The organism is Mastigocoleus sp. MO_188.B34, from assembly GCF_030065675.1.
Classification (GTDB): domain Bacteria; phylum Cyanobacteriota; class Cyanobacteriia; order Cyanobacteriales; family Nostocaceae; genus Mastigocoleus.
Map to the genome: position 1 here is coordinate 21,201 of NZ_JASJDK010000055.1, position 17,631 is coordinate 38,831.

Genomic DNA, 17,631 nt, shown 5'->3' on the forward strand with positions numbered 1-17,631 from the left:
CCAAAAAACTGCACCAAACATGTTTATCATCTAAACTAACCTGAGTTCAGGTTAATACATGAATTTAGTTCCCAGTTTACTTTAGACTTAGTTTTCAAATAATTATCAAGCTGCTTGCAACTACGAATCAATAGATTATCTAAATCTAATGTTTGTAGTTGTTTGCTGTCTAAGTCCCAAATTTTAATGGTGCCATCAAAACTCCCAGAGGCAATTATTTTACCATCTGGGCTGAAAGTTGCATCATACACAGAATCTGTATGCCCTTTGAGGGTTTTGAGTTCTCTACCATTAATACTCCATAGTTTCACAGTTTGATCGTCACTTGCTGAGACAATTGTTTGACCGTTGGGGCTAAAATTAATACTCCAAATCGAATTGTTATGTCCTTTGAGAGTTTTTAATAAAGTACCTTCCTTGACCTTCCAAAGTTTGATCGTTAGGTCTGAACTTGCAGAAGCTAGAGTTTTACCATCGGGACTAAAACTCACTGCATTAACTTGGCTAGTATGTTTCTTGAGGCTTTTAAGTAAGGTTACTTTTACTCTTTCTCGTAAGATTTCTTTCCTGAGGGGAGTTTCGGTTATGTTAAGCTGCCAAAATTTAACAGTTTTATCCATGCTAGCTGTTGCCAGAATGTTGTTAGCATTAGGACTAAAGTCGACGCTCAAAACCTGACTTTTATGTCCTTTTAGGGTTGCGATCGAAGAATGCTTTTTCACATCCCAAAGTTTTACGGTTTCGTCTCCACTTGCTGAAGCCAAAATATTACCATCGCGACTAAAACTTAAACTATTAATTGCATGTTTGTGTCCTTTCAGACTTTTAATCATGTCACCGTTATGAGTTTGCCAAAGTTTTACCCGACCTTTACTATCCCCAGATGCCAAAATTTCACCGTCAGGGCTAAAACTTATACTAGTAATGTCAGCATTATTATTTCCTTGCAAAGTTTTCGGCAAACCACCATTGTGAGCTTGCCAAATTTTGATTGTTCCGTCTTCATTGGCAGAAGCAAGAAGATTTCCTTGAGGGTTAAACTTTACACTATAAACTCCACTTTTACTTCTTAAAGTTTCGAGTAAATTATTTTGACGCTTCCAAATTCTCACGGTTTGATCTCCACCCGCAGAGAATAAAGTTTGGTCGTCTTCACCGAAAGCTACGCTAAAAACACTGTCCTTGTGTCCTTTGAAGGTTTCAACTAAGGTACCATCATTGCTATTCCAAAGTTTAATACTTCCGTCAGTGCTGCTTGAGGCTAAAGTTTTACCGTCGCGACTAAAACTTACACTCCTAACATCAGCATTATGTACTTCTGATATTTTTTGCACAAAAGTTCCGTTTCTGCGCCAGATTTTAATGGTTTTATCTCCATTTCCCGAAACTAAAATTTGACCATTAGGACTAAAAGTAATGCTGTAAACTTCAGTATTATGCTCGAGAGTATTAAGTAAGCGACCGTCGCTAATTCGCCAAAGCTTAATCGTTTTATCATCACTTCCTGAAGCTAATATTTGACCGTCTGCACTTATAGCTACGCCATTGATGTGGTAACCTTTATGTCCGTTAAGGATTTTCAATAAGCGACCATCGCTGACTTGCCAAATTTTAACTGTTCCATCTCGCGCACCTCCTGATGAAGCAATGATGTCACCTCGAGGAGACCAAGTTACACTTAATACTTCAGCGGAATGTGCTTTCAATGTTTTAAGTAATATTCCATCACTGGTTCTCCAGATCTTTACGGTTCCATCGAAACTGGCGCTTGCGATCTTCTTACCATCAGGACTAAAACTTATACTTTTTACAGCATTCTTATGTCCTCTTAATATGCGCAATAACCTACCATCTGGACTCCAAAGTTTGACTGTTTCATCGTCACTAGCAGAAGCAATTATTTTACTCTTAGGACTGTAAATGACGTCGGTAACTATATCATCATGTCCTTGAAGACGGTTACTTTCTTGAATTGATAGGGCTTTTTGTATCGTATTTTCTGTTTTTACGCGAATATCTTCTGGTACGCTAATGATATTTTTCAGCCGCTCTCCTGCTTGAACACTAGTAATTAATCCTTCCAATTGCTGATTCAATAATAAATGTGCTTGGGAAGAAAAATTTAAAGCTTCAATTTCTCTTAATTGAGCTTCTCTACTAGTCCAATAAGTTAAACCAGCAAAACCACAAGCTGTTATCCCCAAAATAGTCATCCCGATCGCAACCCTGCGAGCTTTTTTAAGTCTGTTTTTTGCTTCCTGCTGTAAGCGCTTTCTTTCTTCTAAGCAAGCTTCAATAAACCTTTGGACGTCAAGGGATAGTTCCGAGGTGTATTTAATATAAATGTCTTCTGCTTCTGCTAACCGCACCCCTTTCAACAAAAAATCATCTTGTTCGTTATTATCTTTCCACAAATGGGCTGCTTGTTCAATTTGACGTTGCGATCGCAGTCTGCTACGGTTTTCTTCTAACCACCATCGCAAGGTTGACCAGTGACGGATTAAAATTTCATGGGCTACTTCTACGGTTATTTCCTGTTTCATATCCTGTAGAGACGCGACATGTCGCGTCTCTACATTTGGATTATGTCGCGTCTCTACATTTGGATTATGTCGCGTCTCTACATTTGGATTATGTCGCGTCTCTACATTTGGATTATGTCGCGTCTCTACATTTGGATTATGGCGCGTCTCTACGTTTGAATTATGGTGGGTTCCTTTATTATTTTGTTTAATATTTTGCGCTTCTAAATTACTTCCTCGACTCGCACCAAGGGTATTCTGGTCTTCTTCTAAATTTACAACGATTAACTTGGCATCTGTTAATGCTTTTAAAGTTTTTTCTACTAATGCTTGGGGATATTTTTCGACTATTAATTCTGATTTGAAAACCCTTCTGCGGGTATCTTCTGTACCTTCACCTAATTGGGTTAGGGAAAGAAAAATCCATTGAGCGCATTCCTTGGCTTGGGGATCCAACCTATCGTAAACTGCCTCACAGGAACGTTCTAATGCTCCTTGAATTCCGCCAAGTTTTTCTTGATAAGCTTGTAAAGTTAATTTTCCGTCAACTCGATTTTGCCACAGTTGTTCCAAAACGAATTCTAACAGGGGTAAATCGCCTGCAGAACGATCCAATTCCCGCAACAAAACTTCTACAAGTTCCGGTTCAATGTTTAAACCTACCTGTTGCGCTGGTTGAGTAATTACGCGACGATAATCTTCTTCTGTTAAGTTGGGGGGAACTAATACACTGGATTTCTGTAATAATTCTGCTAATGCTGGATTTTCCAAACAGGAACTAATAAAGTCTGCTCGCAAAGTAATAACTAATTTGAAGCGATCGCCAGCATATTCAATCGCTCCTAGTAATAAATTTAAAAATTTTTCTGTTTCTGTGGGTGTAGCTAGAGAAAATAATTCTTCAAATTGGTCTACGACCAAAATTACCATTGGTTCGGGTCGGTTACGCAACCAATAAACAAATCCTTCTACCCCAAGGTATTGCATTCCTTCTAGCAGAAGATTGGGGGATTGAGAGTCAAGCTCAAAATCCACTGCAAATCCTTCACATGCTTGTACTAAAGCTGTTAAAGGGTTCACACCAGGACGCAAATATTTAATTAACCATTGCTCGCTATTAGGTATTTGTTTTCCTTGTTGCAATGCAGGAATCAAACCAGCTCTGACAACTGAAGATTTTCCGCTTCCGGATGCACCTACTACCCCTAGAAAAGCAGATTTGTTAATTTGATTAATTAACTGTTGAGTTAAAGCTTCCCTACCATAAAAATATTGATAATCGAGTTCGGAAAAAGCATTTAATCCCATGTAAGGACAAAATCCTAAATCCAAAGCAGATGAAGTTTTATCTTTATTTCCCTCACTACTTGCAGGAATAAATTCAATAATTCCTTGGGTTCCTGTAAGCCATACTTGCAAAGGAATTTCACTACCTGCTAGTTCTAATTGCAGTTTTGCGATCGCTCCAGCAGCAGATAAACCTGTGGGTAACGTATTTGTTAAGGTTTTAATTATGATTTGAGCGAAGCGTTCTGGTTCTGAAACCGGAGAAAGATAACCAATTAAACACTGTCCTTGCTGGGAATCCATCTGTAAAATTTCAACCCATTCCTGCAGACATCCATGCAAATTCTCTACAGAATTACCATTTTGAATGTTTTGCACAGACGCGCCATCATGTATCCTTTGTAGAGACGTTGCAGAGCCTGCGGCGTCGGTGTTAAGCCTCTGCAACATCTCTACATGGGTTTTTAAACAATCCAAAATTACAATCTGCTTACTATTACACTCGCGCAGGATTTGTTTTAACCAGGAACATTCGAGACGAATCTTTTCTCCTAACAGCAGACATCCCCCAGCTTCATTTTTCTCAAGTTTTCCCTGGAGATACAGCAAAGTTGTATCTGTTTTTGGTGTCTGTAAATGACGTTTAATTGCACTTCGAATTTCTGCTGGAGAGGTTTTCGCTGCTTGGAGATATTCAACCTCAAATTCTCCTTTCTTCCCTATTAACTTACTAATATCTAAAGCTGTCTGAGAAACTGAAATCCCTTCAACAACTAAAGCAATACGTCGAGAGACATTTCCAATAAGTTTACTTTGACTTTTTCCAAAAACTAATTCCCCAACTCCTTCCACAATTCGCTTTGGTGTTTGTAGCGTATACTCATGAAATAAACGAGTTTCACCTTTACTTCTTTTTTGTTGATTTATCAATCGCAATTGTTGATTTTTCTTATCTATATATTGCAGCGTTTTATGGTATACATATCGATACAAATTATCTGCACAAATCAGACCCTGGGAGTCACCAGCTTCACCCCGCAAACCTTGCATTAAGTAGTAAGTGAATACTCCATGACCTAATTCACTAAATTCCCAGGATTGTTGATTTGTATCGCAGGAGAGCAATGCATAAAATCCTTTACTACGAGCGGCTTGTTTTTGTAATACCTCTACCAGTGTTTGTGTGGGGCTAATTAGGGTTTCAGTTGTTGCTCCCCTCAGTGTCATTCCACCACTATGACAAGCATCAAGCCACACTAATTGATTTTGAGCGGCACAATTAGCTAATAAGTGTAAAAGTTCTTTTATGCCAAAAGCCGTATCTATTAAGTTTGATTTTTGTGTCTCTGACAAACATAAAAATGCTTGTTGACTTGAGGAATCTACTACACCATGTCCTGAAAAATAAAATAGAACAGTATCTATCGATTTAGCCTGTTTAGCAATGATTTTTATTGATTTACGCACATTTGCTAAATAAGGACTATGGGGTGCTAAATCGTGATAAATCTTTATCTCTTTGTGATTGAATTCTCCAGTAAGATTTGTAAGGGCATTTGCTAAACCCTGACAATCTATTGCTGGGTAATTAAGGTTGGGTAGTTCCTCATCCTGATAGTTATTTACTCCCACTAATAACAGCCAAAGTGTACCTCGATTGTTTGATGAGGTAGAGTTAGTAGTAGAAGAACTTGTTGCTATACCTAATGGTGACATTTAATTTTAATTGTGCAGCCTGATTTTTATGTTTTTCCGAATACTTTTTTGTCCAATACGTACATTTGTGAATTAAGAACTAGGAAATAAAAGTTTATAACTTTTACGTATTTACCTGGTAAATGATAGGATTTACTTTTTATTTTTATCTTACAGCAATCTTTTTTATCTGGTAATATAATATATTGTCGCTTTCGAACAATACATGTCGAACGATATTACGTCTTTGGATTATAAGTATTAGTGAGATGACTTAGGATGGGAAAAAATGAGGTTGATGTTTTATGGACTTTGCATTTCATTTTTATGAGATCATATAGCTCAAACTATAGATATAAAAATAAAAATAAATATAAATATAAATATAAATATAAAAAATTAAACGTTCCCACTTAGCTACTAATATTTTGCTGCACATAAGTTATCTTGCTAATACTTATTTTCTTCGTAGCAGCTTTTAATTGAACTTTGATTTAATTATCTTGACAATTTAAGTTCTAATAGTTTTTGGTGTTCTTAGCCTTTGCTATATACAATTCGCGTGGAAAAATCTTTCTAGCTTTTTTTGTCAAGGAAAAAAGAAAAGAGTTTTTTTTGATGTCAGGAATGGAGCTAAAAAAGATTGATGATGTTGAATATTGTTAGAATTATCCATCTTTCTCACTGCGGGAGTAGATTTTTTTTACAAACTGAAACATATGTATAGCTGCTTGTAGTAAAGTTTGGAACAAAGATTCTTATTGATTCTTGTTATTGTTCTTTAGATCGGCTTGCGTATTTTTATGCATCCTAGAAACAGTATTGTTAAAATTTTTTCTACTTTCTTACAATTTGATGCTGATTCTTTCAGTGGTTGGGCAACTGATGCTAGACTGCGTCGGAGTATACAAAATTGTATCGATAAAAATTCTCAAATTGCAAATGGAAGTGATGAATTAGCCGAACAAGAAAATTTTTGGGCTAACTACTGGTATAGAATTTGGCAAAAAAATTCTGCAAGATTAGCAAAATCTCATCTGAGTGCGTATTTACAAGAAACTTGTTATTGGATCGCTCATAGAACGGTTCAAAGTTTCGCTAGTAGTCAATATAAACTTTCTGATTGCTTTCAAGTCGCGATCGCGAGTGTTGATAAAGTACTCAAAGGATTTAATCCCGAACGAAGTTCTGGATTTAAAGCTTATGCGAAAGCGATTTTTAGTAGTGCGATTCGCGATACCCTGCGCCAACGTCATGAAGTTGATATATGTTCTACTTGGGGACTACTGCGTAAAGTTAGTCAAAAACGCTTATCGGAGTCTTTAATTAATTCTGGTTTATCACCAGAGGTAGTCAATAATCATATCATGGCTTGGAATAGTTTTAAGAAATTATATGTTCCCCAACCGGGTAAACCTACCCGTCAACTACAAAAACCAGATCCAGAAACTTTGAAAGCGATCGCTGAGGATTACAATTCACAAATTCAATTTTTACAGATTAAAGCTTCACAAACCCAATCTCAGATCGATCCCCAAACCCTGGAAAATTGGCTGTTAAGGTGTGCTGTATCAGTTCGTAATTATCTTTATCCCAACATAACTTCTGCTAATACACCCACCGGTGAAGGAGATACAACTGAATACCTGGACTATATTCCAGATGAAAGGGATTTATTCATCAGTCAGATGATTGATAAAGAAGAAGAAGAAAACCGTAAATATCAGCAATCGGAAGTTAGTGGGGTTTTAAAAGCTGCTATTGAAGGTTTAAATCAGCAAACACAAGAAATATTGGTGCTGTATTATTCCCAAGGATTAACTCAACAGCAAATTGCTCAAGAATTGCAAATTAAACAATATACTATCTCTCGCCGACTAACAAAAGCAAAGGAGGTATTAATACGTTCTTTAAGTCAATGGAGTCAAGAAAATTTGCATATTTCCGTTAATTCAGATCTATTGAAGACTAACAGTACAGTAATTGAGGAGTGGTTAGAACAACATTATCAGCAATCTCGTAGTTAAATACTTATGGGAAAATTTGGGAAAAATTCGGGAAAAATTTGGGAAGATTTTGAAAAGGTCATTGGAAACAATTATTTTTAAGAGAGGTATTCTGACTAACTACATTTCGCTCGAAATTTTCCCTAACATTCGGTTAAAACATTCAACTGAAATATTTGATTAAAACATTCAACTAAGATATGGTGGTGGATTTTCCCTAACATAGGAATCTTTAGCAGATTTTGCGAGAATCGTAATTATAGCTGCGCTACCTACGATTTTTCCTCAGACAATGCAATCTGTTGCACTTTGCCTTACTGTATACTTTCTGTTTTATATGTTGTATATGCAATGAGTGATTATAGTCACATTATGCAAATTAACATAAATTAAACTAGATTCCTATATGTCTAAAGTTCAGTTAAATGCAAACTTTAAGAAATTTATATCAGCTCTATATCAGCAAAAAAATAAACATTTTCTGCTGGGGAAAAAACTTCCCTTGCGCACACTGAATAAGGGTTAAAACATCCCCGGGAGTACTAAAAATGATTAATAACTTAAATTTATTTAATTTTGCTCGCACGACGGAATTGATACTAGAAATACCAGAAAAGGTTAAAAATCCTGCAGATTTTACGAGTGGGTTTTTTTCCAATCCCAATTCACGTTATCAAGGGTATATCAACAAACTTTGCCTTGGAACTGTATTACCTTGGATTCGGGAAGATATCAGATCGAATGCAAAACCTTTTCCAAATACCGCTGTTTTGTCCAGCTTTTGGGAGTTGGTAAATGGAAGTGCGGTCGATCTATTGGACGGGACCAAGTTAATATTAGTTCCCACAGAAGCAATAGATTCTGAAGAAATACGCGTACCCCAAGAATGGGTTGATATTCCTTCTTGGGTTGGGGATTATTATTTGGGTATTCAAGTTGAACCAGAAGGGAATTATGTCAGGGTTTGGGGCTATTGTACCCACGCTCAACTCAAAGATCGTGGTACTTACGATCCCAGCAGTCGTACTTATGTTTTAGATAATAAACAAATCATTGATGATATTAGTGCTTTAGCTACAGCTATAGAATTTTGTCGTGAGGAAAATACCCGTACAGCGATCGCTCCCGTACCCCATATGTCCGTAGAACATGCGCAAAATCTGATTGAGCGGTTGGGAGATTCTCAAATAATTGAACCAAGATTAGAAATTCCATTTTCCATTTGGTCGGGATTATTAGAACATGGTGGGTGGAGAACAAGTTTATACCATCGACGTTTGGGTCGTCCCGACCCATACAGTGTTATGCGATGGTTACGGGATGGAATGTCTCAATTTGTGGAACAAATTGGTTGGCAAAGTTTTAATCTGGAACTAAGTGCAGCAACTGCGAGAAATATTGAGGAAAAATCCGTACAAGTAGCATTTTCTCGTCAGTTAATAATTGCTGGTCAATCCTATGAATTATGTGTGACCCCGAAAGGTGAATATACGGAAAATATCTGGCGTTTTGAGCTTCGTAATAATAACGTTGGTGCAGTAATTCCTGGTGGTTTTAAGTTAAGATTACTCAGCGAAGATTTACAACCGTTTCCTAATAATGAAGATATCGCAACTACTGCTGTGGAACAATTATTTGTGGAAGTTGCTTTAGAAGCTGGTGAAGGTATAGTTTGGGAAATTGAACCTTTACCTGAAAATTACGATTATGAAATTCTGCGATTTTGAGTTAAATAATTAGATTAATATTTTGAATTTAATTTATATCTTGATTTGAATCTCTATCTCGATTTGAATTTCTATCTCGACTTGAATTTCTATTTCGACTTGAATTTATATCTTGATTTGAATTTTTAAGCTTCATTGATCATCAAGATTAATTCATAGTCAGGCTTAATGATTATTAAATTTAATTGATTCTCAAATTAAATTGGGTGTGACCCAGTATCAATTCCCCATATTTATCCTCAAAGTTGAATATGATTTTCCGTAGTTCACAATTAGGAACTTAAACTTGAGAAATGGGAACCGAGAGTTTAACCTTGTAGACTCATAGCAGATTTCAAGTAATTGAGGTACATCTCAAGTCTGTTATCAAAGAGATTGCACTCCTGACTTCTGATTTCTGACTCTTGACTTCTGATTTCTGACTTCTCTACAAACGTAGCGTGCAACGTCTCTACGACTTCCGACTCCTAAATTCTTCAAGGATTTGGAAACTCTACAGAGACGGGTTGAACGCGTTCCAAAGTAGGTGATGTTTGGTGCGGAGTCAAAGAACGAAGAATGTTTGCGACAAAAGTTAACAAACCCAATGAAACCAATAGTGCAGCACACAAGGAAAATAATGGTATGTTCTTCTTTTGGGTTTGTGTTTGAATCGCAGTCTGAGGGTTTTGTAGAGCTGTATTGGGATATTTTAAAGTTTTTCTCTGGGGTAGATTTGAGACGGGATAGCTTTTAGGGAGGATTGGAGGAGCCAGTTGTAATTCAATTTGCTTTAAACGTTGTAAGATGTCCTGAGTATCTCGAGGGCGTTTTTCTACTTTGCAAGCCATCAACTCATCAATCAGATTTAAAAACAACGGCGATATATTATTTGTTTCATTGTGCCAATGGAGAATGTCATTCTCTGCATCATATATATTGGGGGGCATTTCTAAAGGATGATACCCTGTAAGCAAAAAGACAAAAGTTCTCCCTAGTGCGAAAAAATCTGATTGTGCAACTGTTTCTCCAGTCATCTGCTCTGGAGGTTTATAACCGACAGAATCTATTTCTATCAAAGTACTTGTATTGCTTAACTTTTTTAAATAGGGCTGACTGAGTTCTTTAGCGGTTCCAAAATTCGTTAATGCTAATTGCTGGTTGGGTTTGATTATAATATTTGATGGTCTAATATCTCGATGTAAATAATTTTTTCTGTGACTTATATCGAGTATTTCTACTAACTGCTTCAACCAATTTATAGCTTGTATTTGAGAAATTGATTTGCTATTTTGCCGACGCCATTCTTCCAAATCTTTACCATCTATTTTATCCATTACCATACAATGTAGGATTAAGTTATTTCTAGTTTTATATTGGAAATATATATCATGGTTAGGAATTCCTGAATGTTGTATTTTCCCTAAAATATCTGCTTCTTGGCGAAAAAGTTCAATAGTTTCAGAATCTGTAGATAAATATTGTTTTAATAGTTTTAAAAGCCTTGTCTTATTATTTACATCAAGTTCATAGACTTCAGTAAAGTCAGTTTTATCATTTAATCGACGTTTTGCTCGATATTTCCCAAACACTTCTAATGGCGAACCACAACTCTGACAAAAGCGATTTTCCCGATTCGCCAAACAGTTAGGTTGGGGACAAGAGGGGTTAATACAAATCGTCATAATTGACTATCAAAGTATAGGTATTAAAAGATAAGGGAGATAGGGAAAATGAGGAAAATTATCTCCTTCCTTATCTTCCATACTATCCCTGTTTACTATTCATTTCTTTTTACAAATAACAGGTTGACTTGTAAATAAATTTTTCCTAAATATTTTCAATTTTGTGTTGTTAAAAATGAAGCTATAGTCCGGTTAAAATCTTCTGGTTGTGTTAGAAAGCACCAGTGATTTCCAGGTGCTTGACAAATCTGTAAATTTTTAAGAAATTTTTTGTAAGGTTGTAACTGCCATGTCATACGATTAACACCTTTTTCTGGCTGGACGAAAAGGGTAGGGATATCAATTTCTCGTGTTAAACCTGCTACTTGCATCACTTCCGCAAAAATTCCATCGCGAGCAGCAGTCGTAAACTTGCTACCCCAGTTACCATCGGGTTTTAATTCGATTCCTGCTTGAAATACTTGTTGTTGTAAAGTACTCCATCCCTGGTACTGATTTAACTGTCTTGCTTGTTCTTCAGCTGCTTCATAACTAGTAAATGGTCCCATACCTTTAAGGAAAGGTAAAACCTGATAGAGAAGGGGAAAGGTAATTTTCAATAAGCTAGGCATTTTCCAAATAAAAATTGGATCCACCAGAACCATACTATGCAAACGTTGGGGGTTTTGTGTTGCCCAAATGGCAGCTAATTTTCCACTCCAAGAATGAGCTACTACGTGAGTAGCAGACCACCCCAAACTATCCATCAGCGCTTCTAGATCTGTGATCGCAGTCGCAAAACTATAGTTATCTTTTGGTTTGCTGCTTTCACCATGACCGCGCATGTCTGGGGCAACAATGTGATAATCTTCAGCCAAATATTCTCCCAAATAAGACCAGACTAAAGCATGATCGGCTAAACCATGTAGTAATAATAAAGGGGTTTGACCTTGATTCCATTCCAGGTATGAAAGTTGAATATCGGAATGAGAGAAAGTTTTACGTACGGGCTTCATATCAACTGTTTAATCTTTGGGCTTACTTAGTGTTTAATAAGATTAAACAATCAATCAATGGAATATATCCCCAAATAGAAAGATGTAGAGAAACAAAACAAGTTAAATATGGGATCTGTTTTGGCTTGCGCGTAGCGCTATAGTTCGCAAGTTACAGATCTAGATAAATAGACCTTTCCGGAAATTAAATATGTGTAACCCAAAATCCTTGTAGAGACGTACCATGGTACGTCTCTACATTCTTTTCCGGAGATGTCTAATATACTCCTGATGAAGTTAATAGGTGTGTGTACTGTTTATAACAGTAAACTTGCAGTAAAGGAGAGAGATTAATTGTGGATATTACAGCACTTTGCAAGTAAATGAGGTACACCCTCACCCTGTCCTGACGGACATCCCTCTCCCAAGTTATGGCTGACGCCACGCTTGCGCTAAGGGAGAGGGAAAGAGGGAGAGAGTTCACGGGGATTTTTTGGTGTACCTCATAAACCTGCAATACGCTGTATTTTGGAGTGTGGTTTTAACAGTCACAGTCATTTAACGGAACTTAGACATTTTTTGAGTCAAAAAAAAGCCTCAAAGCTTTATAAATCAATGGTTTTACGTCTAATTGATTATTTCCTGGATATATCTAGTTTGAGCAATTTTTTTAGGTGCAATATCTGAGTACACTCATTACTCTAGAATCTATTAAGAATTTTTAGTAGTACTTCGTTAGTCATCACAGTAACTTGTTCTGAGAGTATTAGCGGAACATAATTAGATATTAACTGAGGTTTCTGTACTTTAGAAATCTGTAATATAGCTCTTGCTTACCGTCCTTTATACATACATCTAGAGTGTTGTCTTCTAAACAAGATAACGCTTTCTCTACAATATCAAAAGCCATTTTAATAATATAATTAGGGTTGATTAGTGTCGTCATTGTTTCTGGTTCGAAATTTTGAATATTTCCGTCCCAATTAAAATTAGGATATTCAGCCAACTTATTTAAACTTCGATCAAACTGAAAATAAAAGCTTGTCTGATTTGTATGCTTTGCTTTAGCCATGAGGCTTGCATTATGAAGAAAAGAATTTCGAAGTGAATAAAGAGCTTCAATATCACGATCATCTTCTTCATAGTCAGCGAAGTAGTACATAGCCTTTTTAATAGGACTTGCACATGGGTTTGAATATTCTAACTTGTCATTTCTCGAGTAACTAAAACCTATTTGCTCAATGACAGCAAATGAACTTACTACTGGAACGAAATTTTTCGAATAGTTCATATTGCGAGAATGACGTATCTCTTGACATATTATGGGAAGAATGGAATCCAGGTAACCATCTTTCAGTTGATAACTGTCAGCACCACCCAGATGTGCGTAAGCTAGCTCCTCAATACTTAATTGAGTTAACGACTTGTTTTTCCAGTCTGAAGAAATATTCATCTCATTTCTAGCTTAATTAATATTTATGTTTAACTAACATATATTATTCCCAAAAATATTATACAACGTAACATTCTATCTTTAGGTTCGCTTGTTTTCAGGTGCGACTGTACGAGTTTTTGCAAAGCAAGATTAATCAGTTATTTTTGTGTTTCTTACACACAATTATTATCTTTACACCCAAAATAGAATATTTGGAAACTATTAACCAACCATCCGTCTTTTTGCAATGCACGTTTTACAGTATCGTGAAAAATATCTTTAGCAGGCATTGAGAAATAATAGATTTATTGCCTTGACTCAGTTAACAACTCCTAATATATCAAGAAGTTTCCGGGATTGTTAAAAAAAAATATGATGTTTAATAACTGTTAGATTCAGTTACAAATGTAAAATCTATTGCATATCTCATTACCCCCCATCGCCCAAAACCTTACGATAAACAATCTTGTCATAACCTGCTTCATAAAAGTCGCGAATCCGCGCTTCCTCCTCATAACCACACTTACAATAGAACTTCCGAGTATCCTTAAAACTCGCCAATGTTTCTATCAAGAGCAAACGCCCTCCACGCTCTTTTAAGATTTGCTCTACATAGCGTACCATTGCTGTACCACGTCCTTGACCTTGGCGATCAGGTCGGACAGCAAGAAAAAGTAGATTCCAAGTTCCATTTGTCATCCGTTCCGGCGCGCAATAAGCAGCTGCAACTACTCCATCATCCTCGTCAGTCAACCAGAAATGACTGTTCTTATTGTCATCGCTGAAGTAATCTGTCAGTATTTTGCTCAATTCCTCAAGTTCCTTTGGCTCGAAATCGATCGCCGCATTAGCTAGAGTCAGTAGTGCGTTCGTATCATCGGGTACAGTTGGTCGAATCATAACAAACTCCCTACAAGTGTAAAAGTAATAACAGAGGATATCGAAGTTTTGTCAAACAACAAACTTCTACAGGAATTAGGTAAAATTAAAAATAACAACAGTTGTTATGCAACCATAAAAACATAACAACTGTTGTAATAATGTGTCAACATAACTATTTGACGTTGTTGTAAACCGAAAAGAACTATGAGTTATGAAGATCGCCGTATTGAAGTTGCTAAAGCAGCATGGCGAGTGATTGTCCGCGAAGGATTAGATCGTGCCAGTATGCGGGCGATCGCTCAAGAACTTGGTTCCTCAACTGGAGTTGTCACCCACTATTTCCGTGATAAAGAGGAACTAACTCTATTTGCTCTAGAACTAGTATTTGCAAGTGTTCTAGAAAACATTGAATCTTGCGCCAAGGGGAAAAAAGGAATTGAAAGGCTAGAACAGATTATTTTTTCGGCTCTACCTCTGAAAGTTAGTGACAGAGATGATTGGAAGGTTTGGAGTGCATTTTTGGGCTATTCAACCGGGCGCGAACACCTGATTAAGGAACACCAAAAACGTTATCAATTTTTACAGGAAATTCTTTGTAAAGAGTTAGCCAAATTACAAACAGCCAAAATGATTCGAGCCGATCTCGATCTCACACTGGAAGCAAATGCACTCATCGCCCTAGTAGATGGAATTGGTACTGGAGTCGTTATCAACCCCAAGCAGTTTTCTCCAGAACAACAAGAATATCTAGTACGACGACATATCAATACTTTAATGGAATAGAAGAACATTGAAATTACAACAAAGTCAATAGCCTAGTACATCGCGGCGAAAATAAAGCACCCACTTATAAAAGGTTAAAGCTAGTAAAACACACTTTTGCTGTGCTTAACACCCCACTATAGCTAGAGCCTGCGGCGACGGCGTTAAACCTTACGGTATGGCTGCGCTTACGCCGTAAGGCGCGTCTTTGCCTCTAGCTGCGCTACCTACGGATCCGTTAACGCCGGATCCGCAAGGTGACGTTAGGTGCGCTGCGATGCGCATAGTGGTATTGCTTAACTAGGAGGTGATTTATTAAACCTTAAAACAAGCTGGTTGCTCACCCCAGAGCGCCAAGGCTGAGTCGGCAGGCGGGGGACAATGAGTAATAACCCGTTTGAAGCCCGATGAACAAGGGGCAAAATGCTGGAACCCTGTTACAGCACTAGGCTTCGAGCCTGAATTTTGACTATGACTACGCAAGGAACCCTTGTCTGAAGCGTCCACACCTTGGACGTACTGTTAAACAACAGGGATGGTACGAGATATCAGGTAACTCAACCTTCTACGCGGTTGACGAAAAGGTCTTTTGGTTGGGACTGAACCGCTCTAATTATAGGGGTATAAATTATCGGCTGATTTCGGGGACACTGGGTCTGTGTCTTATGGGCGTAAAGAGGGAGTCTAAGGTCAAATATAACACATACCACTATGTGAACGTAGGAAGCATGATGATTGGTCTTCCTTGAAGACTGGGCTAACTGCGGCTGAAGTAATCATTATGTGGCAGAGCCGTCGTAGTAGTCCGAGCCAGATAAGGTCTGGTACATGGCGAAGGACGGCAGTCATTGTACAAGGAACGTTGTTTGGAATGAGAGGACTAAAATGTATGTCCGATATTATCAAAACCCAACGTAGCCTAGCCACGAAGGCGAAGCACAATCCTGAACATCAATTTGACCATTTATATCGGTTAATTTGCCGAGAAGATTGGATACACGCTGCCTTAAAATCTGTCCTTTCAAACAAAGGGGCGAAAACTGCGGGAATCGATGGCGTAACGAAAAAGCAGCTTTCCTCAGAAACGGCAAAAGCCGAATTTGTAAGTAAGTTGCAAGCCGAACTGTGTAACAAACGGTTCAAACCAAAACCAGTACGCCGCGTTTATATTCCTAAAAGTAATGGTAAGCGTCGTCCATTAGGTATTGCAACCCTCAAAGACCGAGTAGTACAAATGCTGTTGAAAATGTTGCTCGAACCAATATGGGAAAGTGATTTTCTTAACTGCTCCAACGGTTTTAGACCAGGACGCAGAACACAGGATTGCATTGCCCTATTGGACAGTTACATTAACAAACGCAGTAAGTATTTCTGGGTAATAGAAGGTGATATTAAGGGAGCATTTGACAATGTCCACCACGAAATCTTATTAAAACTCGTGGCGAAAAGAGTTGCAGACCAACGTCTCCTTAAGTTAATTGGACGCTTTCTTAAAGCGGGGATGATGCAAGGTTCTTTGTTTCATCGTACTGATATTGGTACGCCACAAGGTGCCATTTGCTCGCCATTATTGGCGAATATATACTTACATCAATTAGATATGTATTGGTGGAAGAAATACGGTAGCCTTGACCGTAAACAGAAAGAGAAACGTCGAATAAAACGACTGGGAAACTGTGCTTTGATACGCTATGCCGATGATTGGCTGCTACTAACTAATGGCGGCAAAACAGAAGCTTTGCGTTTACGTGAAGAATTCCAGACCTTCCTCAGGGAAGAACTAAAACTGGAACTCAACATGGAAAAGACACGAGTTACCCATGTAAATAATGGGGTTGATTTTCTTGGCTTCCACGTCCGACGCTACGTTAGCGGTCATGATAAACCAAAATTATTGGTTACACCTACCCAAGAAGCCAAGAAACGCCTTAAGTCGAAAATTAAGGAAATGACTAACCGGAAATGGTTTAAAGATTCCCCCTTGCTCAAGTTTACTGCGTTAAATGCAGTATTAAGAGGATGGATTGGCTACTACTGTCATTGCAATGCAAAGAAAACTGCTAAGGACTTAGACTTCTGGGTCAATGAGCGATTATTTCTTTGGTTGCAGAAACGTCACCGCCTACCACCTCGCCGGATAATGAAGATGTATAAAATACGTCAATTTCATCCAACGGGACAACGAGATAACTTGGGAATCAGGAACGGGGAAGATTACTTATACCTGTACCGAATGAGTGATAAACCGATAACCAAGTATCGGTCACGCTCAATACCAAACCCGTACTTAGAAGGTGAGCAGCCTACGACATTAACAACTCCCGAAGCTCCAATACCCGATAAAGTCTGGCTTGGTAATGCAGATAACCAGGAATGGAGAGAATTGAAGCAGGAAATTAAGGCAGAACGTGGAGCTAAGTGTGCTGTTTGTGGATGTACCTCCGGATTAGACATGCACCATATTAAAGCACGTCGAATCGGCGGTACTGATGTCAAAGAGAACCTACAACTCCTATGTAGAAACTGTCACGCTCAAACGTCTTCATTTGGCAACCATAGTCGGTTGCAATGATGGAAAGCCGGATGACGCGAAAGTGTCAAGTCCGGTTTGGGGAGAGGGATAGAGAAACACGCAGGCTGTGAAGTGTGAAGGTGCGCTCCGTCCCTACTCCATTCA

The 17,631-nt window shown here is 37.9% G+C and carries 10 protein-coding genes; 4 read left to right on the top strand and 6 right to left on the bottom strand.

What is annotated here, in order from left to right:
• Positions 1-35: 35 nt before the first annotated feature.
• Entirely contained in the window at positions 36-5,525 is a 5,490-nt protein-coding gene (locus QNJ50_RS14720; protein ID WP_300636419.1) for a caspase family protein, read from the bottom strand.
• Positions 5,526-6,307: 782 nt separating this feature from the next.
• Between QNJ50_RS14720 and QNJ50_RS14725 the strand changes: the two genes are divergently transcribed.
• Positions 6,308-7,531 (top strand): sigma-70 family RNA polymerase sigma factor, encoded by a 1,224-nt coding sequence (locus QNJ50_RS14725; protein ID WP_300636421.1) that lies wholly within the window; start codon positions 6,308-6,310, stop codon positions 7,529-7,531.
• A gap of 527 nt (positions 7,532-8,058) precedes the next feature.
• Positions 8,059-9,237 (top strand): DUF1822 family protein, encoded by a 1,179-nt coding sequence (locus tag QNJ50_RS14730; RefSeq protein WP_300636423.1) that lies wholly within the window; start codon positions 8,059-8,061, stop codon positions 9,235-9,237.
• Positions 9,238-9,713: 476 nt separating this feature from the next.
• Here QNJ50_RS14730 and QNJ50_RS14735 read toward each other — a convergent pair whose 3' ends face one another.
• The 5 genes from QNJ50_RS14735 to QNJ50_RS14750 form a co-directional block, all read right to left on the bottom strand.
• The gene (locus QNJ50_RS14735) at positions 9,714-10,901 is read right to left on the bottom strand and encodes a serine/threonine-protein kinase (RefSeq protein WP_300636425.1); all 1,188 of its coding nucleotides are present in this window, start codon (positions 10,899-10,901) and stop codon (positions 9,714-9,716) included.
• Positions 10,902-11,056: 155 nt separating this feature from the next.
• Positions 11,057-11,896, bottom strand: a complete 840-nt coding sequence (locus QNJ50_RS14740; protein WP_300636427.1) for an alpha/beta hydrolase — start codon at positions 11,894-11,896, stop codon at positions 11,057-11,059.
• A 766-nt stretch (positions 11,897-12,662) separates the two neighbouring features.
• Positions 12,663-13,328, bottom strand: coding sequence for a hypothetical protein (locus QNJ50_RS14745; protein ID WP_300636429.1), 666 nt, complete (start codon positions 13,326-13,328; stop codon positions 12,663-12,665).
• Between the two features lie 155 nt (positions 13,329-13,483).
• Positions 13,484-13,600 carry an element excision factor XisH family protein gene (locus tag QNJ50_RS28580; RefSeq protein WP_366914269.1) on the bottom strand — a complete coding sequence of 39 codons (117 nt, stop codon included), beginning with the start codon at positions 13,598-13,600 and terminating at the stop codon, positions 13,484-13,486.
• A 139-nt stretch (positions 13,601-13,739) separates the two neighbouring features.
• Positions 13,740-14,210, bottom strand: a complete 471-nt coding sequence (locus tag QNJ50_RS14750) for a GNAT family N-acetyltransferase (RefSeq protein ID WP_300636431.1) — start codon at positions 14,208-14,210, stop codon at positions 13,740-13,742.
• A 186-nt stretch (positions 14,211-14,396) separates the two neighbouring features.
• Here QNJ50_RS14750 and QNJ50_RS14755 point away from each other — a divergent pair, with 186 nt between their 5' ends.
• Together QNJ50_RS14755 and ltrA are read left to right on the top strand one after the other, a co-directional pair.
• Positions 14,397-14,975, top strand: coding sequence for a TetR/AcrR family transcriptional regulator (locus QNJ50_RS14755; protein WP_300636433.1), 579 nt, complete (start codon positions 14,397-14,399; stop codon positions 14,973-14,975).
• 868 nt (positions 14,976-15,843) lie between these two features.
• Positions 15,844-17,526, top strand: a complete 1,683-nt coding sequence (gene ltrA / locus QNJ50_RS14760) for a group II intron reverse transcriptase/maturase (RefSeq protein WP_300636435.1) — start codon at positions 15,844-15,846, stop codon at positions 17,524-17,526.
• The last annotated feature ends 105 nt before the right edge of the window (positions 17,527-17,631 follow it).

Coding starts and splice junctions, on each gene's coding strand:
- ltrA (WP_300636435.1), top strand. CDS start 15,844: ATGTCCGATATTATCAAAACCCAACGTAGCCTAGCCACGAAGGCGAAG.
- QNJ50_RS14750 (WP_300636431.1), bottom strand. CDS start 14,210: ATGATTCGACCAACTGTACCCGATGATACGAACGCACTACTGACTCTA.
- QNJ50_RS14735 (WP_300636425.1), bottom strand. CDS start 10,901: ATGACGATTTGTATTAACCCCTCTTGTCCCCAACCTAACTGTTTGGCG.
- QNJ50_RS28580 (WP_366914269.1), bottom strand. CDS start 13,600: ATGCCTGCTAAAGATATTTTTCACGATACTGTAAAACGTGCATTGCAA.
- QNJ50_RS14725 (WP_300636421.1), top strand. CDS start 6,308: ATGCATCCTAGAAACAGTATTGTTAAAATTTTTTCTACTTTCTTACAA.
- QNJ50_RS14755 (WP_300636433.1), top strand. CDS start 14,397: ATGAGTTATGAAGATCGCCGTATTGAAGTTGCTAAAGCAGCATGGCGA.
- QNJ50_RS14745 (WP_300636429.1), bottom strand. CDS start 13,328: ATGAATATTTCTTCAGACTGGAAAAACAAGTCGTTAACTCAATTAAGT.
- QNJ50_RS14730 (WP_300636423.1), top strand. CDS start 8,059: ATGATTAATAACTTAAATTTATTTAATTTTGCTCGCACGACGGAATTG.
- QNJ50_RS14720 (WP_300636419.1), bottom strand. CDS start 5,525: ATGTCACCATTAGGTATAGCAACAAGTTCTTCTACTACTAACTCTACC.
- QNJ50_RS14740 (WP_300636427.1), bottom strand. CDS start 11,896: ATGAAGCCCGTACGTAAAACTTTCTCTCATTCCGATATTCAACTTTCA.